This window comes from Actinomycetospora straminea (assembly GCF_028737255.1).
Classification (GTDB): domain Bacteria; phylum Actinomycetota; class Actinomycetes; order Mycobacteriales; family Pseudonocardiaceae; genus Actinomycetospora; species Actinomycetospora straminea.
In genome coordinates, this window is sequence record NZ_JAQZAN010000006.1 from 123,620 (window position 1) to 147,516 (window position 23,897).

Below are 23,897 nucleotides of genomic sequence, written 5' to 3' on the forward strand. Positions count from 1 at the left end.
GCTTCTACGCGCGCGAACTCCCCGTTGATCTAGCCGGCGGCGAGGGCGCGCAGGCGGGCGGCGCGGGAATCCCAGGTCCAGTCGGCGCGCATCCACCGCCGCCCGGCCTCGCCCATGGCGGCGGCGCTGTCGGGGTCGGCGAGGAGGTCCGCGAGGGTGTCGGCGACGTCGGCGGGGTCGCGGCCGTCGACGAGGCGCCCGGTCTCGCCCGGCCGCACGGTCTCGGGGGCACCGCCCGCGCGCCCGGCGACCACGGGGACGCCGCACGCCTGCGCCTCGAGCAGCACGATGCCCAGGCCCTCGACGTCCAGTCCCCCGCCGAGCGTGCGGCAGGGCAGCGCGGACACGTCGGCGGCGGCGTGGTGGGCCGGGACCTCGTCGGGGGTCATGGGCCCGGTGAGGACGACGTGGTCGGCGACGTCGTGGGTGCGGGCGAGCCGCCGGAGGCGATCGCGGTCGGGGCCGTCGCCGGCGATGAGCAGGGCGGCGCCGGGAACCGCGCGGCGCAGCCGTGGGAGCGCCGCGATCAGGACGTCCTGCCCCTTGCGGCGCACCAGGCGGGACACGCAGCCCACGACCGGCCGCTCGCCCAGCCCGTAGCGCCGCCGGATCGCCTTTCGCCCGGCCGGGTCGGGACGGAACCACGCGGTGTCGATGCCCGAGGGCAGCGGCTCCAGGGCGACGTCCGGGCCGAGCGCCGCGGCGATCCGCCCGCGCGTGTAGCGGCTGACGGTGGTGACGACGTCGCTGTCGCGCCCGATGCGCTGCAGCGCCTGGCGGCTGCCCGGCAGCATCGACCAGCCCACCTCGTGCCCGTGGGTGCTCGCCAGCACCCGCGCCGCGCCGGCCCGCCGCAGCGCCGGCGCCATGAGGCCCAGCGGTGCGGCCGCCCCGAACCAGACGGTGTGGGCGTCGTGGGCGCGCACCAGCTCCGCGGCCCGCCGCGTCGCCCCGCGCGTCGGCAGCATCATCGTCGTCGGCAGGCGGTGGACCTCGAACGGCTGCTCGGCGTCGAAATGCCGGCACGCCGCGCGCCCCTCGTCGGTGTCCCGCCACGTCGACGCGAGGACGACGAGCTCGTCGGCCGGCAGGTGGGTGGCGAGCGCGTGGAGGTAGGACTGGATGCCCCCGGGCCGGGGCGGGAAGTCGTTGGTGACCAGCAGCGTGCGCGCCACCGCGGGAGCCTTGCACGCGGCCCGGCGGGGCCCCGCGACCGGCCCGTCAGCCCCAGCGCCGCACGAACTCCACGGTCGCGGCGTCGACGGCGGCGGGGTCCGAGGCACTGAGGAAGTGCTGCCCGCCGTCGACGACCTGCAGCTCCGCGTGCGGCGAGCTCGTGAAGCGGCCGATCTCGTCCTGCGCGTTGGCCACGGAGTACACGCGGTCCTCGGTGCCGTGCAGCCACAGCACCGGGCAGCGGACCTCGTCGAGGCGTCCGTGCAGCCCGTCGCGGTCGCGCAGGTTGATCGTGCTCGTGCGCAGCCGGCGGCGCCCGTCGTCGCCGGTGTAGTGCTGCTGGTGGGTCGCGTGCCAGAACGCGCGGGTCTCCTCGTCCACCTGGTCGCCGAGGCCCTCCGCGAGCACGGCGTCGACGAGGTCGGTCGGGATCACCCAGTCGTCGCCGACGGGCGTCGCGAGCGCGTCGATCGCCGGGGTGCAGAAGGTGACCCCGTCCCAGCACCCCAGCTCGCGGCTGCGGGGGCTCTCGGAGTCCATCGACGTACCGAGCGCGACGACGCCCTGCACGACGTCCGGGGCCAGCAGCGCCATCCGCACCGCGATCCACCCGCCCTGCGAGGTGCCCAGCACGAAGGCCCGCCGGACGTCGCGGGCGTCGAGGACCTGCAGCGCCGCGATCGCGGTGTCCCAGTAGGTGAAGTCGGCGTACCGGGCGCGCGTGCGGCCGTGGCCGTAGGGCTCGATCGCGAGGAGGTTCGCGGTCCGCGCGAGCTCCTCGTCGGCGAACTGTGGCCGGTAGAGATCCGCCGACGTGGTGAAGGAGTTGACCATGACGAGCGTCGGGCGCGAGGCGTCGACCGGCCCGCTGGTGGCGTACCCGATGGTCGAACCGCCGAGGTGGGGCACGCTGATCGTCTGCGGGGAGGTCATGCCCCGATCGTGTGATCGGGGCCACGATCCTGTCAACGGCGCTCGAGGACGATCCGACGGACCCCGCTGATGTTGCTGCGGACCTGGGAGACCTTGACGACGTCGCCGGACTGCGGGGCCTCGAGGAACTGGCCGCCGCCGACGTAGATGCCGACGTGGCTGACCGGCTGGTTGAAGAACAGCAGGTCGCCGGGGCGGGCGTCCTGGTAGGGCACCGGGATGCCGACGAGCGCCTGCTGCCGCGAGACCCGGGGCATGCCGACACCGACCTGGCGGTAGGCCCACTGCACGAGGCCCGAGCAGTCGTAGGTGCTCGGACCGGTGGCGCCCCAGAGGTAGGGCTTGCCCTGCTGGGTGAGCGCCACCCGCAGCGCCTCGATCGCGATGCCGGCGCCGGGGATGTTCGTCGGGAAGTCGGTGGTGCCGCCGCGGCGCAGCGCGGCGAGCGTCGCCGGCGAGGCGTCGGCGAGGGCCTCCTCGGCCGCGGCGACCTCACGGTCGGCGTCGGCCTTGCGCCGCTCCGCGTCGTCGGCGGTGCGCTGGGCGTCGGAGGCCGCACGGTCGGCGTCGCGGGCGCGGGCGTCGGCGTCGCGCTCGGCGGTCTCGGCGACCGCGGTGGCGTCGAGGAAGCGCTGCACGAAGCGCTGGTTCTCGGTGGAGATGGTGTCGAGCAGCGAGGTGCGGTCGAGGTAGGCCTGCGGGGACTCGCTGCCCAGCAGCGCGGCGAGCGCGTCGAGCTGGCCGCCCTGGTAGGCCGCGCGCGAGACCTGGTCGATGTCGACGAACGCCCGGTCGCGCTCGGCGCGCGCCCCGTCGGCGGCCTCACGGGCGCCCTCGGCCTCGCGGCGCGTGCGGTCGGCCTCCGTGCGCCGGACCCCGAGCTGCTCCTCGGCGTCCAGCGACGCCTCCGTGGCGTCGGCCGCGCGGGCGTTGGCCTCGGCGAGCTCGGTGACGGCGTCGGGGGCTCCGGGCGGGACGATGGGGTCGGCCCACGCGGCCGGGCCCCCGAGGCCCGCGACCCCGGCGAGCAGGGCGCCCACCACCGGCGTGACCAGCACCGTGACGAGCCGGGCCGTCCACCCGGGACCGGGACGCACACCAGCGGCTCGGGGCGACACCACGTCCTCGTCGGGTCCTCTCTGCGCAGCCCGGCCCCGCCGCACCCCCGGACCCGCGGGCGGGCCTCGGGCGCCGCCCCCGCGCCGGACGCGTCGGCCCCCGACGGCCTCCATCCGGTGTCCGACGCGGCCTCGCCGCCCCGGCGAGCGCACCCTACTAAGCCGTAACCGACGGCCCCGACCGACCCGTGCCGGACGGTCGGCGCCCGGGCGGCGGAGGGCCCGGCGCGCGGTGGGCGGTGCGCGCTCACCCGACGCCCCGGGCCCGGCGCGGCCGCTCGGCCCGCCCGTCCCGCTGACGGGGCGGCGCCCCGGGCGCTGTGGGCGGCACCAGCCGGAGCCGCGGGATGAGCCCGTGGTCGGCCAGCACCTCGAGCGCCCGCTGCTCGACCGGCCCGAACTCCAGCGGCAGCGGGCCGCCGGGCGCGGCGTCGGAGGGGCGCACCCCGGCACCGGCGCCGGCCGGGACGCCGGGCGTGCCGAGGAGCACCCCGACGACGCAGTCGTGGCAGGCGACGTCGCGGACGGCGCAGGTGTCGCAATCGATGAGCACGGGGGCCTCCGGGGCCTCGCTCCCCGGCCGGTCCGGGGTCGTGGCACGCACGCTAGGAGCGACCCCCGACAACGTCGGGCCGACGACGGTGGTTCCGCAGGTCAGATGCGGGACAGGCGCGCCAGCAGCACGCTCGACGGGACCGGGTGCGCAGCCCGGCGCACCGATTCCACGACCGCGCGGTCCGAGGTGACGACCACCAACGGGCGACCCTCGGGCTCCGCGCCCACCAGCGAACGGATGAGGTCGTCGGCGAGCACCCCGGGGTCGCTGAAGAGCACCCGCACCCCGCGCACCGAGTGCGTCGGCACCCCCGTGATCCCGGCGCCGTCGAACACGAGGGTGGTCTCGGCGCCGGTCCGCGCCGTCAGTGGCGCCAGGGCGGCCACGAGGCGCTCCCGCTGGGCGGCGAGCGAGAGCTCCGGCCAGCCCGTCTTCGTGACGTTGTAGCCGTCGACGACGAGGTGCACCTCGGGCAGCGCGAGCAGCCGGTCGAGCGCCGCGGGGTCGGTGACGCGGGCCTTCGGCGACGTCCCGGACCCGGCGCCGACCAGCTCGGCGGGCCGCGCACCGGCGTCGACGCGGCGCAGCCCGAGCTCCTGGCGCAGGCCCTCGGCGGCGCCCGCGACGGTGTCGACGAGCAGCGCGAGCCGGGCGTCGTCGGCGCGCCGGGCCTCCACCGACGCGCGGCGGGCGCTCGCGAGGTCGTCGGCGGCGCGCCGGGCCCGGTCGTCGGCGGCCGCGGCGAGCTCGCGCTGGCGGTCGCGGTCGCGGCGCAGCTCCTCGAGCTCGGCGCGCAGCCCGCCGTGGCCGGCCTCCTGGGCGTCCCGCAGCGCGGCGGCCTCGTCCTCGGCCCGGCGGACCCGCACGCCCTGCTCGCGCAGGCGCGCGCGCAGCTTGGCGACCTCCTCGCGACCCTCCTCGGCCGCGGCGTCGACGGCGGCGCGCGCCGCGTCCCGCTCGGCGGTCAGGCGCTCCACGTCGGCCTCGAGACGGTCGGCGCGCGCGACCGCCGCGTCGCGCTCCGCCCGCGCGCGTCCCGCGTCCGCGCGCTCGCCCACGTCGCGGACCAGCCCCGAGCCCTCCTCCCGGCCCTCGAGGACGGCGACGGCGGCGGCGTGAACCGGGTCGGGCACGGGCGGCTGCCAGTCCCCCGGGCGCTCCTCGGCCCACCACTCGACGACCTGGGCCGCGAACCCCCCGGCCGAGCCCAGCGCCCCGAGCAGCGGGCCGGCGCCGACGCGGGCGCGCTTGGCCGGCGCGAAGCGCGCGACCGGACGCACGGGCGGCGGGAGCTCCGAGACCGGCAGGTTCCCGACGGCCACGGCCACCAGCTCCGCGACCTTCGCCCGCACCGCCTCCGGCGCGGCCTCGAGCAGCCGGACCCGCACCGCGGCGCGGGCCGCGTCGTCCCCCGTGTCCCCCGGCTCCCCCGACTCCCCCGGCTCCGGGACGTCCACGGCGACGGGCGGTTCGACCTCCGCGTCGCCGCCGCCCTCGTCCATGACCGGTGAGGCTAGACCCGTGGCGCGCGACGGACCGGGCGTCGGCCGCGCACGGACGGGGCGCACGGGAACGGACTGTCGGGGGTCGCCCCTAGCGTCCGACGGCGATGGACGCCCCCGCCCGTCCGGTCACCGGCCCGGACCCCCAGCTCTCGTTCGGCGAGCTCGGCACGCCGCTGTCCGCGGTGACGTTCGTGGTGCTCGACCTCGAGACCACGGGCGGCCCGCCGGACTCGGACGCGATCACCGAGATCGGGGCGGTCAAGGTGCGCGGCGGGGAGGTGATCGGGGAGTTCGCGACGCTGGTCGACCCGGGGGTCGCGGTGCCCCCGCAGATCGTCCAGCTCACCGGCATCACCACGGCGATGGTGCGCGACGCCCCGCGCCTGCCGGCGGTCCTCGGCGCGTTCCTGGAGTTCTGCGCGGGCGCGGTGCTCGTGGCCCACAACGCCCCGTTCGACATCGGGCACCTGCGCGCCGCCTGCCGGCGCCACGGCCCCTCCTGGGCGCGCCCCGCCGTCGTGTGCACGGCGCGGCTCGGGCGGCGGGTGCTCAGCCGCGACGAGGCGCCGTCCTGCCGCCTCTCCGCGCTCGCGACCCTGTTCCGCGCGCGGACCCGCCCGGTCCACCGCGCCCTCGACGACGCGAAGGCCACCGTCGACGTCCTGCACGGGCTGCTCGAACGCGTCGGCGGGCGGGGGGTCTCGACGCTCGAGGACCTCCTGGCGCTCCAGGTCGAGGTCAGCCCCGCCCAGCGCGCCAAGCGCCACCTCGCCGACGCCGTCCCCGAGGAGCCCGGGGTGTACCTGTTCCGCGGCCCCGGCGACGAGGTGCTCTACGTCGGGACCAGCGCCGACCTGCGCCGCCGCGTGCGCTCCTACTTCACCGGCGGCGACAAGCGGGCGCGCATGAAGGAGATGATCGGCCTCGTCGAGCGCATTGACTGGGTCGTCTGCGCGACCTCGCTGGAGGCCGAGGTCCGCGAGCTGCGCCTGCTCGCCGGGCACGCGCCGCGCTACAACCGCCGCTCGCGCTTCCCCCACCGCGGCTGGTGGGTCGCGCTCACCGACGAGCCGTTCCCGCGCCTGTCGGTGGTGCGCACCCCCCGCGCCGACGCCGTCGGGCCGTTCGGGCGGCGACCGGACGCCGTCCGCGCGGTCGAGGCGCTGCAGGACGCGCTGCCGCTGCGCCCGTGCACCCAGCGGATCCCGGCGCGCGGGGCGGCGGGCACGCCCTGCGCGCTGCACGAGATGGGCCGCTGCGCCGCGCCGTGCGCCGGGCACCTCGACGTGGAGGCCTACCGGCCGGTGGTCGCCGACGCCCGGGCCCTGGTCCGAGGCGCCGACGACGCCGGGCTGCGCCGCCTGTCCACGACGGTCGGCGAGCTCGCGGCGGCCGAGCGTTTCGAGGACGCCGCCGCCCACCGCGACCGCCTCGCCGACCTCGCCGCCGCGCTCGGCCGGGTCCAGCGGCTCTCCGCGGTGGCCGCGGCGCCGGAGATGATCGCGGCGCGGCCCGATGGCGCGCGCGGGTGGGACCTCGCCGTCGTGCGCCACGGCCGCCTCGCGAGCGCCGGGCGCGCTCGGCGGGGGACGCCGCCGATGCCGGTGGTCGAGGCCCTCGTCGCCTCGGCCGAGACCGTGCTGCCCGGCGACGGGCCGCTGCGGGGCGCGCCGCCCGAGGAGGTCGCCGTCGTCACCCGGTGGCTCGAGCGGCCCGGCACGCGCATGGTCCGCACCACCACGCCCTGGGCGATGCCCGCCGCCGGCGCCGGGGCGTGGGCGGGCTGGGTCGGCCGCGCCCGGGAGGCGCGCCGCGGTGCGGGCGAGGCGGTGAACGCTCCGGGCGAGCCGCCCTAGACTCCGCGGAGCCGGGGACCACAGGTCCCGTCGAACGCTCCCGCCGCGACGAGGAGGACCCGTGATCACGGCCTTCGTGCTGGTCCACGCCGACGCCGACCGCATCCCCGAGACCGCGCAGGCCATCGCCGACCTCGACGGCGTGGCCGAGGTCTACTCCTGCGCGGGGGACGTCGACCTCGTCGCCGTGGTCCGCGTCCGGGAGCACGAGCAGCTCGCCGACGCCATCGCCGGCGGCCTGTCGAAGGTCGAGGGCGTGCAGAGCACCACCACCCACATCGCCTTCCGGTCCTACTCGTCCCGGGACGAGGCGTCGGCGTTCGCGGTGGGGCTCGACTGACTCCGGTGACGACCGGCCGTGGTCGTCAACTCTCGAGGGCGCGTCGGACTAGTCGCGGAGGGCGCGGGCCACGGCCGACCAGCGCTCCAGCAGTGCGGTCGCCGCGCCCGAGTCCACGGCCTCGGCCGCCCGGCGCCGCCCGGCCGCCACGCCCTCGTGCAGATCGGTCATCGCCGTCCCGGTGACGGCCTCCTCGTAGGCGGCGAGCGCCGCGCCGGCGTTGAGCAGCACCGCGTCGCGCACGGGCCCCGGCTCGCCGGCGAACACCGCCCGGGCCACCGTGGCGTTGTGGGCGGCGTCGCCGCCGCGCAGGTCGCCCGGCCCGGAGACGGGGACGTCGAGCGCGGTCGGGTCCAGGGTCTCCACCCGGACCCCGCCCGGCCCGGCGTGCCAGACGGTGGTGGTCGTGGCGGTGGTGACCTCGTCGAGCCCGTCGTCGCCGCGCACCACCACCGCGCGGTCGCCGCGCGCGGCGAGCACCTCGGCGAGGATCGGCGCGAAGCGCTCGTCGGCGCACCCGATCAGCGCCGCGCCCGGGCGTGCCGGGTTGGTCAGCGGTCCGAGCAGGTTGAACGCGGTGGGGACGCCGAGCTGCCCGCGCACGGGGCCGGCGTGGCGCATCGCGGGGTGGAACACCTGCGCGAAGCAGAAGCCGATCCCCACCTCGTCCACGCAGCGCGCGACGGCGTCCGGCCCGAGGTCCACCGGCACGCCGAGCGCCTCGAGCACGTCCACCGACCCGCTCTGCGACGACGCCGCGCGCCCGCCGTGCTTGACCACCCGCGCGCCCGCGGCGGCCATCACCACGGCGGACATCGTCGAGATGTTGACCGTGTGCGCCCCGTCGCCGCCGGTGCCGACGATGTCGACGACCGGCCCCGGCACGTCGACCCGCCGGGCGTGGGCGAGCATCGCCGTCGCGAGCCCGGCGATCTCCGGGGCCGTCTCGCCCTTCGCCCGCAGCGCGACGACGAACCCGGCGACCTGCGCGGGCGAGGCCTCGCCGGACATCACCTGGTCCATCGCCCACTCGGTCTCGTCCGCCGCGAGGTCCCGGCCCGCGAGCAGGCGCCCGAGGAGCCCGGGCCAGCTCGGTGCGGTCACCCGCGGACGACGGGACGAGCGCGCTCGCGCAGCACGGTGGCGACCGTCTCGGCCGCGGTCACCGGGTCGAGCGGCTGTACCAGGACGGCATCGGCCTGTGACCACGTCGCGAGCCAGTGGTCGTCCCGACGGCGCACGACGACGATCACCGGCGGCGGGTCGTCGCTCTCGTTCTTGAGCTGGCGGCACACACCCATCCCGCCCGTGGGCTGCGCCTCGCCGTCGAGCACCGCGAGGTCGATCTCGCCCGCGTCGGCGGCGCCGAGCACCTCCGCCACGTTGCTCGCCTCCACGAACCGCAGCCGCGGCAGGTCCGGGGCGGGGCGGCGGCCGACGGCGCCGGTGATCGCCTCGCGGACCTCCGGGCGGTGGCTCATCACCACGACGGTGAGCGTGGTCGCCGGGGCGGTCATCGCGTGGCTCCGTCGCGCTCGGTGTCCTGCATGCGCCGGATGTTAGCGGTCGGCACGGGACGTCGGCACGGAACGTCACGACCACCGGGCGCCCCCGCCACGGCCCGCCCGCCGACGGTTCACGGATCGGTACGACGGCCCGACGTACGACGGCGGGTAGGAGAACCCGCAGGTGAGGGGCGGTGCAGGTCGGCGCGGGTCCGCACCCCGTCGCGACGACGGCCGCGGATCGACGCGCCGGGGTCCGTGCGACGCCGCGCCCCAGCGGGCTGGTGTCGGCCGGAGGTGTCATCATGACGCCCGTGACGACCGCCCAGGGTGCGCCGGCGCCTTCCTTCAGCGCGAGGATTCACTCCCTCAACCGGCCCAACGTCGTGAGCGTGGGGACCATCATCTGGCTCTCCAGCGAGCTGATGTTCTTCGCCGGGCTGTTCGCCATGTACTTCGTCGCGCGCGCGAACGCCGAGGAGTGGCCCCCGCCGCCCACCGAGCTCGACGTCCCGTACGCGCTGGTGAACACCATCATCCTGGTGGCCTCGTCGTTCACCTGTCAGTACGGCGTGTTCGCGGCCGAGCGGGGTGACGTCTTCGGCCTGCGGCGCTGGTACGCCATCACCTTCGTGATGGGTCTGATCTTCGTGCTCGGCCAGGTCGTCGAGTACCACACGCTCGTCACCGAGCACGCCACCACGATCGCGAGCAGCTCCTACGGCTCGGTCTTCTACATCACGACCGGTTTCCACGCGCTGCACGTCACAGGTGGCCTGATCGCCTTCGTCCTGTTGGTGGCGAGGACGTTCCTGAGCCGGTTCACCCCGGCGCAGGCGACCGCCGCCATCGTCGTCTCGTACTACTGGCACTTCGTGGACGTGGTCTGGATCGGCCTGTTCGCCGTCATCTACTTCATCCGCTGATGGCCACCACGGGCGACACCCCGCACCACCGCCAGGACCACCACCCACGGCGAGGAGAGCTCGAGGTTGGGCACCCCATGACTGACGAGAAGCCCCGCCCCGCCCGTCCGCGGGCACGGCGCGGGTCGAAGATGCGCCGGCGCCTGTCCGGGCTGCTCGCGCTGGGCGTCGCGCTGGTCGCCGTCGGCGGCCTCTACACGGTGTTCACCCCGCAGCCCGACCAGGCCGTCGCCGCGGACCCCGCGATCGTCCGCGAGGGCCAGCAGATCTACGACAACTCCTGCATCACCTGCCACGGCACCAACCTGCAGGGCGTCCAGGGGCGCGGTCCCAGCCTCATCGGCGTCGGCGAGGCCTCGGTCTACTACCAGGTCTCGACCGGCCGCATGCCGCTCGCCGCCCAGGGCGCGGCCGCGGAGCGCAAGCCCCCGCGGTTCGACGAGGCCCAGATCGACGCCCTCGGGGCGTTCATCCAGGCCAACGGCGGCGGGCCGCAGACGCCCGTGGTCGCCAACGGCGAGGAGCTGCGCGGCGAGGACGTCGGTCGCGGCGGCGAGCTCTTCCGCCTCAACTGCGCCTCCTGCCACAACTTCACCGGCCGCGGCGGCGCGCTGTCCTCGGGCAAGTTCGCCCCGAACCTCGACCCCGCGTCCGAGGAGCAGATCTACGCGGCGATGCTGTCGGGCCCGGCGAACATGCCCACGTTCGCCGACTCCCAGCTCTCCCCCGAGGAGAAGCGGGACATCATCGGCTACATCAAGTCGGTCTCCAGCAACAACACCGGCGTCAACCCGGGCGGCAACGGCCTCGGCGGCTTCGGCCCGGTGCCCGAGGGCATCGTGGCCTTCTTCGTCGGTCTCGCGGCCCTCATCGGTATCTCCCTCTGGATCGGATCCCGCCAGTGAGCACGCGCCCTGCCGACCACGGCGCCAACGCCCCCACCGAGCCCCACCCGTCGGACGCGACGCCGCGCATCCCCTCGGACGAGGAGCTCGCGCGGATGAGCACCGACGACCTCGTCCGCCTGGGCAACCAGATCGACGACCTCGAGGTCGTCTCGTCGCGCGAGCGCTTCCCGGTGCCCGGCACGCGCGCCGAGAAGCGCGCCGAGCGCCAGGTCGCCGGCTGGTTCATCCTGGCGGTCATCGCGGGGATCGCCTTCCTCGTCGCCTTCATCTGGTGGCCGTGGGAGTACCGGTCGCCCGAGGAGGAGGGCGCGTGGGTGTACGCGCTCTACACGCCGATCATCGGGGTCACCTTCGGCCTGTCGGTCTTCGGCGTGGGCATGGGCGTCATCGCCTACTCGAAGAAGCTCCTGCCCGAGGACCTCACCATCCAGCAGCGCCACGACGGGCGCTCCAAAGAGATCGACCGCCGCACCGCCGCGGCCCGGCTCGTGCAGACCGGGCAGCAGAGCGGGATCGCCCGCCGCAAGCTCATCTACCGGTCGCTCGGGGCCGCCGGCGGCGTGCTCGGCCTGGGTGTCCTCGTCGCCGCGTTCGGCGGCCTGGTCAAGAACCCGTGGAAGGAGGGCCCGGAGTCCGCGCTGCTCGTCACCGAGTGGAAGTCGAAGCACGGTGAGCGGGTCTACCTGCGGAAGAACTCCGGCGTCCCGAGCGACGTGGTCCTCGTCAAGGCCGGCGACCTCGAGCCCGGCTCCATGGAGACGGTCTTCCCCTTCCGCGAGGAGGAGCGCGAGGACCCCGAGCACCTCGCCGAGGTCCTGCGGTCGGCCGACTCGCCGGTCATGCTCATCCGGCTGCGCCCGAACGTCGCGGTCATCAAGCGCGAGGGCCAGGAGGACTTCAACTACGGCACGCTGTTCGCCTACTCGAAGATCTGCAGCCACATGGGGTGCCCCACGTCGCTGTACGAGGACCAGACGAACCGCATCCTCTGCCCCTGCCACCAGTCGCAGTTCCAGGCCAACGAGTACGCCAAGCCCGTCTTCGGCCCGGCTGCCCGTCCACTGGCGCAACTGCCGATCGCGGTGGACGATCAGGGTTACCTGTACGCACGCAGTGACTTCATCGAACCGGTGGGTCCGGCGTTCTGGGAGCGGAACTCATGAGCTCGATCACCACACCGACCCGCAAGGGCGGCGGCCTGGCGATGAAGCTGGCCGGGACGGCCGCGGACGAGGCGGACAGCCGTTTCCACCCGGCCGGACCGCTGCGGCGACAGATCAACAAGGTCTTCCCGACGCACTGGTCGTTCATGCTCGGCGAGATCAACATGTACGCGTTCATCGTGCTGCTGCTGTCGGGCACGTGGCTCGCGGTGTTCTACGACCCGTCAATGGCCGAGACGACCTACGAGGGCGTCTACCCCGGTCTGCGCGGCGTGACGGTGTCGATGGCGTACGAGTCGACCGTCAACATCTCGATGGACGTCCGCGGCGGCCTGTTCATCCGCCAGGTGCACCACTGGGCGGCGCTGCTGTTCGTCGCGGCGATGATCGCGCACATGATGCGGACGTTCTTCACCGGAGCGTTCCGCCGCCCCCGTGAGACGAACTGGGTGCTCGGCGTCGTCCTGCTGCTCACCGGCATGATCGAGGGCTTCATCGGCTACTCGCTGCCCGACGACCTGCTCTCCGGCACCGGGCTGCGCACCGGCCTCTCGGCGATCATCATGTCGATCCCCGTGATCGGCACCTGGTTGCACTGGGCGATCCTCGGTGGCGAGTTCCCGGGCGACATCATCATCCCGCGCCTCTACATCGTCCACGTCTTCCTGCTGCCCGGGATCATCCTGGCGGTGATCGCGCTGCACGTGGCGCTGGTGTGGTTCCAGAAGCACACCCAGTTCCCCGGCCCGGGGCGGACCGAGCGCAACGTCGTGGGCGTCCGCATCCTGCCGACGTTCGCGGCGAAGGCCAGCGGCTTCACCATCGTCTCGGTCGGCGTCATGGCGATCATGGGTGGCGCGTTCCAGATCAACCCGATCTGGAAGCTCGGCCCGTACGACCCGACGCAGGTGTCGGCAGGGTCGCAGCCCGACTTCTACATGGGCATCTTCGACGGGGCGGTCCGCCTGTGGCCGTCGTGGGAGATGTACCTGTTCGGCCAGTACACGATCCCGGCGATCTTCTTCCCGGCCGTGATCGGGATGGGCATCCTCACCACGCTGCTCGCGCTCTACCCGCTGATCGAGCGCAAGCTGACCGGCGACGAGGCGCACCACAACCTGCTGCAGCGCCCGCGTGACGTGCCCGTGCGCACCGCCACCGGCATGATGGCCATGTTCTTCTACTTCTGGCTGCTGCTGGCGTGCGGCAACGACATCTTCGCCTACACGTTCGACATCTCCCTGAACGTGATGACGTGGGTCGGGCGCATCGGCCTGCTCGTCGGACCGCCGATCGTGTACTTCGCGACCTACCGGATCTGCCTGGGCCTCCAGCGCAGCGACCGCGAGGTGCTCGAGCACGGCATCGAGACCGGCCACATCAAGCGCTTGCCGCACGGCGAGTTCGTCGAGGTGCACCAGCCCCTCGGCGGCGTGGACGACCACGGCCACGCGGTCCCGCTCGCCTACCAGGGCGCCAAGGTGCCGAAGCGCATGAACGACCTGGGCTCGGCAGGCTCGCCCCTCAAGGGCGGCTGGTTCCGCCCCGACCCGCCCGAGGAGCAGGACGCCCTCACCGGCGGGGCCCACGGCGGCGACCCGCTCCAGGTCGAGCCGGGCGAGACCCGCGAGCTCGCGGGCCGTCCGGACGCGGGACGTCCCCGCGACATCCAGGAGTAGGCAGCCAGCACGACCCTCGACGGGCCGGGAGCGTCAGCGCGACGCTCCCGGTCCGTCGTGGTTTCGGGGCCTATGCTTCGTCGCCGGCGCCGCACGGGCGCTCTGCGGCTCGACGGCGGGCCTCCGGGCGGGCGTTCTCGCAGGCCTCATCGGCGCACGGGGTGTGCCAGCGGTGCGTCCTTGCTGGCGTTCAACGCCAGGATCGCCACATCCTCGATCGCGCGACACGCCGTGTGCTGCGCCGAGCACCACCCGCGCCGCGCTCCTGCCCCACAGCGACTGGCGCACCCGACTCGATGCCGGGGCGCTGCGCCCAAGGGCCCGCGAACCGGACCGAGGGCGTCACCGGCTGCCTGGGACGCAGCGAGGGCGTCCCTCGCTCCCCCACCAGCCGCGCACGCGCACCCCGGCGACGCGGACCGAGGGCGCCACCAGCTGCCTCGGACGCAGCCAGGGCGTCCCTCGCTCCCCCGCCAGCCGCCCGCCACCCGCACCCACGCCGCCGTACGCCCCAGAACGCCGGACGATGGACACGAACGCGCCGTTCGCTCGCCTAGAAGCCACGAACAGCGCGTTCGCTGCCCCAGCACGCCGCCCCCACGCACGCCGCCCCACCACGCCACCACCCACGCACACCACGGCCCCGCCCCGGAGCACCGGGACGGGGCCGTGGAGGGCCTTGAGGAGGGCGGGAGGGCGAGCGGCGCCTAGTGCGCCTCGGGACCCGCGTGGTACTCGAACACGAGGCCGCAGATGGCGATGAGCAGCCCGATGCCGGCGAGGACGATCAGCCACCACTGCCACAGGGCGACCCCGAGGCCGGTCATCGCGGTGCCGCCCGCGACCGCGAGGGGCCAGTAGCTCCCGGGGCTGAAGAAGCCCACGTCGCCGGCGCCGTCGGACACCTCGGCCTCGGGGTTGTCCTCGGGGCGCTCCTCGAGGCGGCGGGCCACGAAGCGGAAGTACGTCCCGACGATGAGGGTGAGGCCACCGGTCAGCGTCAGGGCGACGATGCCGACCTCCTCCGCGGAGAGGATGCCGTACACGATCGCGCAGACGAAGCAGAAGACCGTGAGGATCTCGAAGATGCGGGATTCGACTCTCATCGGGTCCTCGCTGACGTCGGGGTGGTGCGGGCGAGCCAGGTCATCGGACGGCGAGCTGGGCCGTCGGGTCCGGGTTGATCACGCGGGTGGTGATCGACTCGGGGTTGCAGAGCTCGCCGCAGTTCAGCGTGGCGAGGGCCTCGTTGGTGGTGAAGCCCTGGCCGGTCTGCGGGTTGATCTGCGTGCGCAGCTGGAGGAACTGGTCGAACTGCGCCGGCGGCAGCGCGCGCACCTCGAAGTTCATCATCGAGTGGTAGGCGCCGCAGAACTCGGCGCAGCGGCCGACGAAGGCGCCGGGCCGTTCGATCCGGTCGATGACCCAGGTGTTCTTCTGGTCGTTCGCCGCGGGGTCGGGGATGACGTCCCGCTTGAACAGGAACTCCGGCACCCAGAAGGAGTGGATGACGTCCTTCGACTCCTGGGTGAACTGGATCGGCCGGTCGGTCGGTAGCACGAGGATCGGCACCGACTCCGTCGTGCCCACCACGGAGGCCGGCAGGCCGTTCGGTCCCGGCGTCTGGGGATAGGTGAACTCCCAGTTCCACTGGAACCCGGTGACCTGGATCTGCAGCTCGTTGCCCTGCGCGTTCCGGTCGACGACGTTCTGCACGACGACGGTGAAGTAGAACAGCACCGCGACGATGATCAGCGGGATCACCGTGAGCACGAGCTCGAGCGGCAGGTTGTACTGGAACTGGCGCGGCAGGTCCGACGCGCCGGCGCGGCGGCGGTGGAACGCCACGGTCCAGGCCGTCGCCCCCCACACCAGGACGCCGACGACGAGCGCGGCCACCGCGGACCAGGTCCAGAGCGTGCGCATCTGGGTGGCCTCGGGCGTCACGCCGACCGGCCAGCCGAAGCGGAGGACCTCGTCGACGGAGCAGCCGGAGGTGGTCACGGCCACGGCGACGGCCGCGAGGGCCAGGCCCACGGCCCGGCGCGCACGACCGGTGCGGCTCCGGACCGGCGTCCCATCTCGGCGCACTGCTGGCTGCCTTCCTCCTCGGGCGGTGCTCGCCGGTGTCCGCCCAGGTCATCGGACCCGGCGGCGACGCGGCGAGCGGCCCGGCGGACCCGGGCCCCGACGTCGCTGCGGAGACTATCCGAGCGAGCCACTACGCGCTGTCGGAGGGGCGCGGCGGGTCGGTCGGGAACGGCCCCCGGCCGGGCCCGGAGGGCGTCACCGGATCGATCCCGCCCGGTCGTCATACTGGGCCGGCCCGTCCCCGGAACCGGAGGTGTCAGCGGACGCGTGTGCGGCCTGATGGGATTGATCACGTCCGATGGTGCGGGCGCGGCCCGCGCCGGCGCGGTGCAGGAAAGCCTGACCTGCATGCGCCACCGCGGCCCGGACGAGTCCGGCGAGTGGCACGACGAGGACGTGGTGCTCGGGTTCAACCGGCTGTCCATCATCGACGTCGAGGGCTCGCACCAGCCGCTGACGTACGCGAGCGACCGCTACCGCATCGTCTTCAACGGCGAGATCTACAACTACCTCGAGCTGCGCGAGCAGCTCGCCCGCGACCACGGCGTGCAGTTCGTGACCGAGGGCGACACCGAGGCCATCGTCGCCGCCTACGACGTCTGGGGCGCCGACGCGGTGCGCCGGCTGCGCGGCATGTTCGCGTTCCTCATCTGGGACACCCACGAGAAGGTGCTCTTCGGCGCCCGCGACCCGTTCGGCATCAAGCCGCTCTTCGTCTCCGCGGGCCCGCACGGCGTCGCGTTCGCCAGCGAGAAGAAGAGCCTCCTCCAGCTGGCGAAGGCCCTCGACGAGCCGACCACCGCGCCCGACCCCACGGCTCTCCAGCACTACCTGCAGCTGCAGTACGTGCCCGAGCCGCTGACGCTGCACCGCGCCATCCGCCGCGTCGAGTCGGGGACCAGCTTCACGGTCTCCCCCGGCGAGACGGTGTTCGCCGAGCGCTACTTCGAGCCGCAGTTCGACGCCAAGCCCGTCGACGACGAGACGCGACTGCACGCCGAGATCGCCGAGGTGCTGCGCGACTCGGTGGCCAAGCACATGCGCGCCGACGTCACCGTGGGCTCGTTCCTCTCCGGCGGCATCGACTCGACGGTCATCGCGGCGCTCGCCCGGGAGCACAACCCCGACCTCATGACCTTCACCAGCGAGTTCGCCCGCGAGGGCTACTCCGAGGCCGACGTCGCCCGCGAGTCGGCCGAGGCGATCGGGGTGCGGCACATCGTCCGCACGGTCAGCGCGCAGGAGATGATGGACGCGCTGCCGCTCATCGTCTGGTACCTCGACGACCCGGTCGCCGACCCAGCGCTGGTGCCCCTGTGGTTCGTGGCCCGCGAGGCGCGCCAACACGTCAAGGTCGTGCTCTCCGGCGAGGGCGCCGACGAGCTGTTCGGCGGCTACACGATCTACCGGGAGCCGCTCTCCCTCGCGCCGTTCGAGAAGCTGCCCGGCGCCGTCCGCAAGCTGGCGGGGGCGCTGTCGACGCGGCTGCCCGACGGGGTGCGCGGGAAGGACCTGCTGCGGCGCGGCGCGCTGCCCCTCGAGGAGCGCTACTACGGCAACGCGCGGATCTTCCGGAACGACCAGCTCGCCGCGGTGCTGCGGGGCCACGACCCCGAGCTCTCCTACACCGACGTCACCGCGCCGATCTACGCCGACTCGGGCAGCTGGGACCCGGTGGCGCGCATGCAGCACGTCGACCTCTTCACCTGGCTGCGCGGCGACATCCTCGTCAAGGCCGACAAGATGACGATGGCCAACTCGCTCGAGCTGCGCGTGCCGTTCCTCGACCGCGAGGTCTTCGAGGTCGCGTCGCACCTGCCCACCGAGCAGAAGGTCGCGCACGGCACGACGAAGTACGCGCTGCGCCGGGCCATCGACGGCATCGTCCCGCCGCACGTGCTCCACCGGCGCAAGCTCGGCTTCCCGGTGCCGATCCGCTACTGGCTCGCCCACGACATGCTCGACTGGGCGCGGCAGATCGTCCGCGAGTCGCAGACCGACGCGATCCTCGACAAGGCGGCGGTCCTGCGGCTCATCGACGAGCACCGCGTCGGCCCCGTCGACCACTCGCGGCGCATCTGGACACTGCTCGTGTTCATGCTCTGGCACGGCATCTTCGTCGAGGAGCGCATCCGCCCGGAGATCCCGGAGCCCGACTACCCGGTGTATGCCTGAACGTGCGCCACGCAACGGTTCGGTCCCGGTGACGCCCCGAGTCACCTAGTCTCGACCGCTGGTCCGAAGGACGTAGCGCGATTCGAGAGGCATCCATGGACGTACTGGGGATCGGCAACGCCATCGTCGACGTGCTGTTCCGCACGGACGACGACACCATCCGCGCGCACGAGCTGCCCAAGGGCGGCATGACGCTCATCGACGAGGCCCAGGCGGAGAAGCTCTACACCGAGGCCGGCGAGACGACGGAGCGCTCGGGCGGCAGCGTCGCCAACACGATCGCCATCGCCGCGGCCCTGGGCGCCGACGCCGGCTACGTCGGCAAGGTGTCCGACGACCGGCTCGGCACCTCGTTCACCGAGTCGATCCGGTCGCACGGGGTGCACTTCACGACCCCGGCCCTCTCGGGCAGCCCCGCCACCGCGCGGTGCCTGGTGATGGTCACGCCCGACGGCGAGCGAACCATGTCGACCTTCCTCGGCGCGTGCACCGCGCTCGGCCCCGACGACATCGAGCAGGACGACGTCGCGGGCTCCACGGTCAGCCTCATCGAGGGCTACCTCGCCGACACCGAGCACGCCCGCCGGACGATCGGCAAGGTCGTCGACGCGGCCGCGAAGAGCGAGGCCCGCGTGGGCATGACGCTGTCCGACGCCGGGTGCGTCGAGCGCCACCGCGAGTACTTCCGCGAGCTGGCCCGCGAGAACGTCGAGATCATCATCGCCGACGAGGACGAGGTCGCGGCCCTGGTCGGCGACGACCCGGTCACCTCGCTCCTGCGCGGCCGGGGTGGCAACTGCGAGGTCGTCGTCGTCACCCACGGGCCGAAGGGCTCGACGGTGTACGACGCGGACGACAGCGTCGAGGAGGTCGGGATCCGCGACGCCGACGAGCTCGTCGACACCACCGGCGCCGGCGACGCCTACGCGGGCGGCTTCCTCTACGGGTGGACCCGCGGCCTCGACCACGCGACGTCCGGGCGCATCGGCGCCGTCGCCGCGTCGCACGTCGTGGCCCAGCTCGGCGCGCAGCCGCCGGAGGGCCTGCGCGACAAGGTCGCCGCCGAGGTGCCCGCCCTGAGGTGACCCGCCGACGACGAAGGGCCCCGGACCTGCTGGTCCGGGGCCCTTCGTCGTGTCAGCTCAGTTGAAGCTGTCGCCGCAGGCGCACGAGCCGCCCGCGTTCGGGTTGTCGATCGTGAAGCCCTGCTTCTCGATGGTGTCGACGAAGTCGATGACCGCACCCTGCAGGTACGGCGCGCTCATGCGGTCGACCGCGACGGTCAGGCCGTTGAAGTCGCGCTCGAGGTCGCCGTCGAGGCTGCGGTCGTCGAAGAACAGCTGGTAGCGCAGGCCCGCGCAGCCACCGGGCTGCACGGCGATGCGCAGGGACATGTCGGTGCGGCCCTCCTGGTCGAGCAGGGCCTTCGCCTTGCCGGCCGCGGAGTCCGTCAGCTCGACGCCGTGCGGCTGCGCGGACGGAGCCTCGACGTCGGTCGGCGCGGCAGGGTTCTCGACGGTCATGGTTCTCCCTTGAGCTCCCGGGACGCTGTGCACTCACTCGGCACAACTGGTCGCGGTGCCGTGTATTCCCGTGGGACCGGTGTACCCGCCCCGCGGCGTGCCTCCATGCTCGCACACCGCGGCCGGTGCCTCACGCGTGCGCGAGATCACCCGTACCGGCGGGTCACCTCACGCGGGGCGGGCGCCCCACCGCCGGGCCACGCCCTCGGCGAGGTCGGCCAGCCGCGCCGCCGGCTCGGCCAGCGCCGCCTCCACCGACCCCGCGTCCGCCGCCACCGAGTACGCGCCCTCGATGCCGGCCCCCAGCGCCTCGCCGGCGGTCATGTCGACCTGCCCGGCCAACGCGATGCACGGCACCTCGTGCTCCCGGGCCCGCGCCGCCACCACCGTGACGAGCTTGCCGTGCAGCGACTGGCCGTCGAGGCGTCCCTCGCCGGTGACGACCAGGTCGGCCCGGTCCAGCGCGGCGTCCAGCCCGGCGACGTCGCGGACGAGCTCGCCGCCGGGCACCCGCCGCGCGCCGAGGGCCAGCAGGGCCGCCCCGAGCCCGCCCGCCGCCCCGGCGCCGTGCTGCTCGGCGAGGTCCGGACGCCCGCACGCCGCCCCCAGCACGGCGCCCCACGTCGTCAGCGCCGCGTCGAGGGCGGTGACGGTGTCCGCGTCGGCGCCCTTCTGCGGCCCGAACACCGCGGCGGCCCCCTCCGGGCCGGTGAGGACGTGGTCGACGTCGGCGGCGACGACGAGGTCGACGCCGTCCAGCCGCGTCACGACCTCGTCCAGGCCCTCGAGGCCGGCGACCGCCGCCAGCGCGCCGCCGCCGTCGGCCACCGCCGCGCCGTCACCGTCCCGGGGGATCGCCCCGAGCGCGGCCAGCATGCCGGCGCCGCCGTCGGTGCACGCCGAGCCGCCGAGCCCGACCACCAGGCGCGCCGGGCCCGTCGCGACCGCCGCCGCGACCAGCTCGCCCACCCCCCGGCTCGTCGCGGCCGCCGCCGTGGCCGGCGTGCGCTCGGCCACCAGGTGCAGCCCGCACGCCGACGCCGACTCGACGTAGGCGCCGTCGTCCAGCTCCAGCCACGTCGCCGTGGTCGGGAGCCCGAGCGGACCGGTGACCTCGAGGTCGTGGCGGGTCCCGCCGCGCGCGGTGTGCAGGACCTCCACGAACCCGGTCCCCCCGTCGGCCAGCGGCAGCAGGACCGTGGTGTCGGCCGGGACGGCACGCGCCCAGCCCTCCGCCATCGCGGTGGCGGCCTCGGCGGCGGTGAGACTGCCGCCGAAGGAGTCGGGAGCGAACAGGACGCGCATGCGGATCACGGTAGGGGGTGGGCGCGGTGCCCTATCCTGGTCGGCGTGAAGTTCCTGCGCCGCGGTTCCGCCACCTCCCCCGAGTCCGTCGACGGCCCGTCGGACGAGGCCGCGGAGCGCGAGGCCGTGGTGGTCGGCGAGCGGGGCCGCTCGCAGACCGCCGGCAAGGGCCGCCCGACGCCGTCGCGCCGCGACGCGGAGGGCCGCCGCCGCGGGCCCGTGGCGCCGGCGCCGAAGACGCAGCGCGAGGCGATCAAGCGCGCGCGGGCGCTGCGCGGGAGCAAGGAGGACCGCCGCAAGTCCTCCGCCGACCGCAAGCAGGCCGCGGCCGACCGTCGCAAGCGGATGATGGCCGGGGACGACTCGGTGCTCCTCCCCCGCGACCGGGGTCCCGCCCGGGCCTACGCCCGCGACCTCGTCGACGCCCGCCGCAACCTCATGGGCCTGTTCATGCCGCTCGCGGTGGTCATCTTCGTGACGGTGATCGTCCCGGTGCCCGCGGTGCAGACGGCCGGCAGCCTGATCTGCCTGGTGATGCTCGTGATGATGGCGCTCGAGGGCGTCCTGCTCGGGCGGTACGTGGTGACGCGGGTGCGGTCGAGGTTCCCGAAGGAGCAGATCGGCGGACTGTCGTACGGCTGGTACGCGTTCACCCGCGCGACCCAGCTGCGGCGCCTGCGGATGCCCGCCCCGCGCGTCGCGCGCGGCACCACCATCGACTGAGGCGCGCCGATCCCCCGCACCCTCGTCCTCGGCGGCACGCGCTCGGGCAAGTCCGCGCACGCCGAGGCCCTGCTCGACGCCGAGGCGCCCGCGCTGTACGTGGCGACGGCCCGCGGCGTCGACCCGGCGACCGACCCGGAGTGGGCCGACCGGGTCGCGACGCACCGGCAGCGCCGTCCCGCGACCTGGCGCACCGTCGAGGACGCCGACCTCCCCGCGGTGCTCGCCGGCGCACCCGCCGAGCCGGTGCTCGTCGACGACCTCGCCACCTGGGTGACCGGCCTCCTCGACGACGCCGGGTGGGCCCGCGACGCCCCGTCGGTCGCGGCGGCGCGGAACGACCTCGTCGCCGCGGTGGCGGGCCACGACGGGACGCTCGTGCTCGTGTCCGCCGAGGTGGGGCTGGGCGTCGTGCCGTCGACGAGCGCGGGCCGGCGGTTCCGCGACGAGCTCGGCGCGCTCAACCAGGAGCTCGCGGCCGTCTGCGACGAGGTGTGGCTGCTCGTGGCCGGGCTGCCCCTGCGCCTGCGGTGAGCCCCACCGGATACCGTCACCGCGACCCCGTCGAGCCCGTCCCGGGAGGACCGCGCGTGCACCCCGTCGCCTCCGCGTCCGGTGTCGCGCCCCCCGACGAGACGGCCCGGCGCGAGGCCCTCGCGGCCCTGCCGGGCGGGACCTACGGGCGGCTCGAGGATCTCGCCGCCTGGCTCGCCGCCTGCCAGGGCCGCGCGCCGGCCCGCGCGCCGCGCCGGGTGCGGGCGGTCCTCTTCGCCGCCGACCACGGGATCGCCGCGGCCGGGGTGTCGGCGCACGCCCCGGGCGAGACCCAGGTGCGGGTGGCCGCCGTCCGGGACGGGTCGGCGCCGGTGTGCCGGTTCGCCGAGACCGCGGACGCCGGGCTGCGGGTCATCGACGTCGGGCTCGGCGCCCCGGTCGAGGGCGACGCGCGCGACGACCGCGCCGCGCTGCGGGGCGGCGGGCGGCTCGACGTCGAGGACGTCATGACCGCCGAGCAGGCCGCGGCGGCGGTCCGCGCGGGCCGTGAGGTGGCCGACGAGGAGGTCGACGAGGGCGCCGACCTGCTCGTGGCCGGCGAGCTCGCCGTCGGCGTCAGCACCCCGACCGCCGTCCTCGCCGCGGCCATGACCGGTCGCGAGCCGGTGGCCGTCGTGGGCCGCGGGAGCGGGATCGACGACCGCGTGTGGATGGTCAAGGCGGCCGCGGTCCGCGACGCGCTGTGGCGGGCCCGGTCGCTGGGCCGCGACCCGATGGCCCTGCTGCGGGTCGCCGGCGGCGCCGACCTGGCCGCGCTCACGGGCTTCCTGGCCCAGGCCGCGCGGCGGCGGACCCCGGTGGTCCTCGACGGCGCCGCCACCGCCGTCGCCGCGCTGCTCGCCGACACCGACGCCCCCGGCGCCCGCGCCTGGTGGGTGGCCGGGTCCCGGTGCACCGAGCCCGCGCAGGCCGTCGCCCTCGAGCTGCTCGGGCTGGACCCGCTGCTCGACCTGCAGATGCGCGCCGGTCAGGGCACCGGCGCGCTCACGGCCGTCGGGCTGGTGCGGGCGGCCGTGCACGCCGCCGGGTGAGGGCCGGCCTGGCGCTCGCGGTCGCCATGTTCACCGTCGTGCCGGTGCGCGCCCCGCGGATCGACCGGCCGGCGGCGCGGGTGGCGCTCGCGGTGGTGCCGCTGCTCGGGGTGGTGCTCGGCGCGCTGCTCGGGGCCGTCGCGGCGGGGCTGGTCGCGGCCGGCGCGCCGGGCCTGCTCGGGGGGCTCGTGGCTGTGGGGCTCGGGGCGGCGGCGACACGGGGGCTGCACCTCGACGGGCTGGCGGACCTCGCCGACGGCCTCGGGAGCCACGGTGACGCCGCGCGCACGCTGGCGATCATGAAGGACCCCGGGGTCGGCGCCTTCGCGGTCGTCTGGTTGGTCGTCGTGCTCGGGGTGCAGGCCGCGGCGTTCGGGGCGCTGGCCGAGCGGGGCCTGCTCGTGGCCGTCGTGGGCGGCGCGCTCGCCCTGGGCCTCGGGCGGGCGGCGTTCGCGTGGGTGGCGCGGCGCGGGGTGCCCGCGGCGTCGCCGGACGGCCTCGGCGCGCTGGTCGCGGGCACCCAGCCGGCGTGGGTGGCGCCCGTGTGGGCGGTGGTGCTCGGCGCGGCCGCGATCCCGGTGCTGGGCTGGCGCGCCGGGGTGGCCGCGGTGCTCGCCGCCCTCGTCGTCGTGCTCGTCGCCGCCCACGCCCGCCGGCGCCTCGGCGGCGTGTCGGGCGACGTGTTCGGGGCGTGCGCGGAGCTCGCCGTCGCTGCCGGCCTGGTCGTGCTGGCGACGGGGTAGCAGCGAACGCGCTGTTCGCTGCTCCTACGCGCACGAACGGCGCGCGCGCGGCAGGCACCGCGAGCGCGCCGTCGTGATCAACGGGG

General features: G+C 75.2%; 23 protein-coding genes. 12 read left to right on the top strand and 11 right to left on the bottom strand.

Annotation, left to right across the window (positions count from 1 at the left end):
- Positions 1 to 29 precede the first annotated feature (29 nt).
- From PH190_RS10815 to PH190_RS10835, 5 genes are all read right to left on the bottom strand, one after another.
- Positions 30 to 1,175: a glycosyltransferase family 4 protein gene (locus PH190_RS10815; protein ID WP_274231510.1), complete on the bottom strand. Its 1,146-nt coding sequence runs from the start codon at positions 1,173 to 1,175 to the stop codon at positions 30 to 32.
- Between the two features lie 46 nt (positions 1,176 to 1,221).
- Positions 1,222 to 2,109: an alpha/beta fold hydrolase gene (locus PH190_RS10820; protein ID WP_274231511.1), complete on the bottom strand. Its 888-nt coding sequence runs from the start codon at positions 2,107 to 2,109 to the stop codon at positions 1,222 to 1,224.
- A 32-nt stretch (positions 2,110 to 2,141) separates the two neighbouring features.
- Positions 2,142 to 3,230, bottom strand: a complete 1,089-nt coding sequence (locus PH190_RS10825; RefSeq protein WP_274231512.1) for a C40 family peptidase — start codon at positions 3,228 to 3,230, stop codon at positions 2,142 to 2,144.
- A gap of 244 nt (positions 3,231 to 3,474) precedes the next feature.
- Entirely contained in the window at positions 3,475 to 3,780 is a 306-nt protein-coding gene (locus PH190_RS10830; RefSeq protein WP_274231513.1) for a hypothetical protein, read from the bottom strand.
- Positions 3,781 to 3,881: 101 nt separating this feature from the next.
- Positions 3,882 to 5,285 carry an NYN domain-containing protein gene (locus PH190_RS10835; RefSeq protein WP_274231514.1) on the bottom strand — a complete coding sequence of 468 codons (1,404 nt, stop codon included), beginning with the start codon at positions 5,283 to 5,285 and terminating at the stop codon, positions 3,882 to 3,884.
- A gap of 107 nt (positions 5,286 to 5,392) precedes the next feature.
- Here PH190_RS10835 and PH190_RS10840 point away from each other — a divergent pair, with 107 nt between their 5' ends.
- Complete coding sequence (locus tag PH190_RS10840) at positions 5,393 to 7,144, top strand: DEDD exonuclease domain-containing protein (protein WP_274231515.1); 1,752 nt, start codon at positions 5,393 to 5,395, stop codon at positions 7,142 to 7,144.
- 61 nt (positions 7,145 to 7,205) lie between these two features.
- Entirely contained in the window at positions 7,206 to 7,484 is a 279-nt protein-coding gene (locus PH190_RS10845; protein ID WP_274231516.1) for an Lrp/AsnC family transcriptional regulator, read from the top strand.
- A 48-nt stretch (positions 7,485 to 7,532) separates the two neighbouring features.
- Here PH190_RS10845 and trpD read toward each other — a convergent pair whose 3' ends face one another.
- Together trpD and PH190_RS10855 are read right to left on the bottom strand one after the other, a co-directional pair.
- Positions 7,533 to 8,588, bottom strand: coding sequence for an anthranilate phosphoribosyltransferase (gene trpD / locus PH190_RS10850; protein ID WP_274231517.1), 1,056 nt, complete (start codon positions 8,586 to 8,588; stop codon positions 7,533 to 7,535).
- Positions 8,585 to 9,001, bottom strand: a complete 417-nt coding sequence (locus PH190_RS10855; protein ID WP_274231518.1) for a response regulator — start codon at positions 8,999 to 9,001, stop codon at positions 8,585 to 8,587. Before PH190_RS10855 ends, trpD begins: the two co-directional genes overlap by 4 nt.
- A 293-nt stretch (positions 9,002 to 9,294) precedes the next feature.
- On the opposite strand from PH190_RS10855, the gene ctaE reads away from it, so the two are divergent.
- The 4 genes from ctaE to qcrB all read left to right on the top strand — a co-directional run bounded on the left by ctaE (position 9,295) and on the right by qcrB (position 13,665).
- Positions 9,295 to 9,915 carry an aa3-type cytochrome oxidase subunit III gene (gene ctaE / locus PH190_RS10860; RefSeq protein WP_274231519.1) on the top strand — a complete coding sequence of 207 codons (621 nt, stop codon included), beginning with the start codon at positions 9,295 to 9,297 and terminating at the stop codon, positions 9,913 to 9,915.
- Between the two features lie 77 nt (positions 9,916 to 9,992).
- A complete protein-coding gene (qcrC, locus tag PH190_RS10865) occupies positions 9,993 to 10,820 on the top strand; it encodes a cytochrome bc1 complex diheme cytochrome c subunit (RefSeq protein ID WP_274231520.1) in 828 nt (275 codons plus the stop codon).
- 68 nt (positions 10,821 to 10,888) lie between these two features.
- On the top strand, positions 10,889 to 11,986 hold the full coding sequence (gene qcrA, locus PH190_RS10870) for a cytochrome bc1 complex Rieske iron-sulfur subunit (protein ID WP_274231648.1): 1,098 nt from the start codon (positions 10,889 to 10,891) through the stop codon (positions 11,984 to 11,986).
- On the top strand, positions 11,983 to 13,665 hold the full coding sequence (gene qcrB / locus PH190_RS10875; RefSeq protein WP_274231521.1) for a cytochrome bc1 complex cytochrome b subunit: 1,683 nt from the start codon (positions 11,983 to 11,985) through the stop codon (positions 13,663 to 13,665). Before qcrA ends, qcrB begins: the two co-directional genes overlap by 4 nt.
- Before the next feature lie 707 nt (positions 13,666 to 14,372).
- Here the strand turns inward: qcrB and PH190_RS10880 are convergent.
- Positions 14,373 to 14,771 carry a cytochrome c oxidase subunit 4 gene (locus PH190_RS10880; protein WP_274231522.1) on the bottom strand — a complete coding sequence of 133 codons (399 nt, stop codon included), beginning with the start codon at positions 14,769 to 14,771 and terminating at the stop codon, positions 14,373 to 14,375.
- A gap of 40 nt (positions 14,772 to 14,811) precedes the next feature.
- A complete protein-coding gene (ctaC, locus tag PH190_RS10885; RefSeq protein ID WP_274231523.1) occupies positions 14,812 to 15,702 on the bottom strand; it encodes an aa3-type cytochrome oxidase subunit II in 891 nt (296 codons plus the stop codon).
- Positions 15,703 to 16,023: 321 nt separating this feature from the next.
- On the opposite strand from ctaC, the gene asnB reads away from it, so the two are divergent.
- Positions 16,024 to 17,931, top strand: coding sequence for an asparagine synthase (glutamine-hydrolyzing) (gene asnB / locus PH190_RS10890; RefSeq protein ID WP_274231524.1), 1,908 nt, complete (start codon positions 16,024 to 16,026; stop codon positions 17,929 to 17,931).
- A gap of 95 nt (positions 17,932 to 18,026) precedes the next feature.
- The gene (locus PH190_RS10895; RefSeq protein WP_274231525.1) at positions 18,027 to 19,016 is read left to right on the top strand and encodes an adenosine kinase; all 990 of its coding nucleotides are present in this window, start codon (positions 18,027 to 18,029) and stop codon (positions 19,014 to 19,016) included.
- 57 nt (positions 19,017 to 19,073) lie between these two features.
- Here the strand turns inward: PH190_RS10895 and PH190_RS10900 are convergent, their stop codons facing one another.
- The gene (locus PH190_RS10900; protein ID WP_274231526.1) at positions 19,074 to 19,454 is read right to left on the bottom strand and encodes a HesB/IscA family protein; all 381 of its coding nucleotides are present in this window, start codon (positions 19,452 to 19,454) and stop codon (positions 19,074 to 19,076) included.
- A 168-nt stretch (positions 19,455 to 19,622) separates the two neighbouring features.
- Positions 19,623 to 20,759 carry a glycerate kinase family protein gene (locus PH190_RS10905; RefSeq protein ID WP_274231527.1) on the bottom strand — a complete coding sequence of 379 codons (1,137 nt, stop codon included), beginning with the start codon at positions 20,757 to 20,759 and terminating at the stop codon, positions 19,623 to 19,625.
- A 45-nt stretch (positions 20,760 to 20,804) separates the two neighbouring features.
- Between PH190_RS10905 and PH190_RS10910 the strand changes: the two genes are divergently transcribed.
- The 4 genes from PH190_RS10910 to PH190_RS10925 are packed head-to-tail and all read left to right on the top strand — an operon-like array spanning position 20,805 to position 23,811.
- A complete protein-coding gene (locus PH190_RS10910) occupies positions 20,805 to 21,482 on the top strand; it encodes a DUF3043 domain-containing protein (protein WP_274231528.1) in 678 nt (225 codons plus the stop codon).
- Between the two features lie 9 nt (positions 21,483 to 21,491).
- A complete protein-coding gene (gene cobU, locus PH190_RS10915; protein WP_274231649.1) occupies positions 21,492 to 22,016 on the top strand; it encodes a bifunctional adenosylcobinamide kinase/adenosylcobinamide-phosphate guanylyltransferase in 525 nt (174 codons plus the stop codon).
- 56 nt (positions 22,017 to 22,072) lie between these two features.
- On the top strand, positions 22,073 to 23,068 hold the full coding sequence (locus tag PH190_RS10920) for a nicotinate-nucleotide--dimethylbenzimidazole phosphoribosyltransferase (protein WP_274231529.1): 996 nt from the start codon (positions 22,073 to 22,075) through the stop codon (positions 23,066 to 23,068).
- Positions 23,065 to 23,811 (top strand): adenosylcobinamide-GDP ribazoletransferase, encoded by a 747-nt coding sequence (locus tag PH190_RS10925; RefSeq protein ID WP_274231530.1) that lies wholly within the window; start codon positions 23,065 to 23,067, stop codon positions 23,809 to 23,811. Before PH190_RS10920 ends, PH190_RS10925 begins: the two co-directional genes overlap by 4 nt.
- Positions 23,812 to 23,897: the final 86 nt, after the last annotated feature.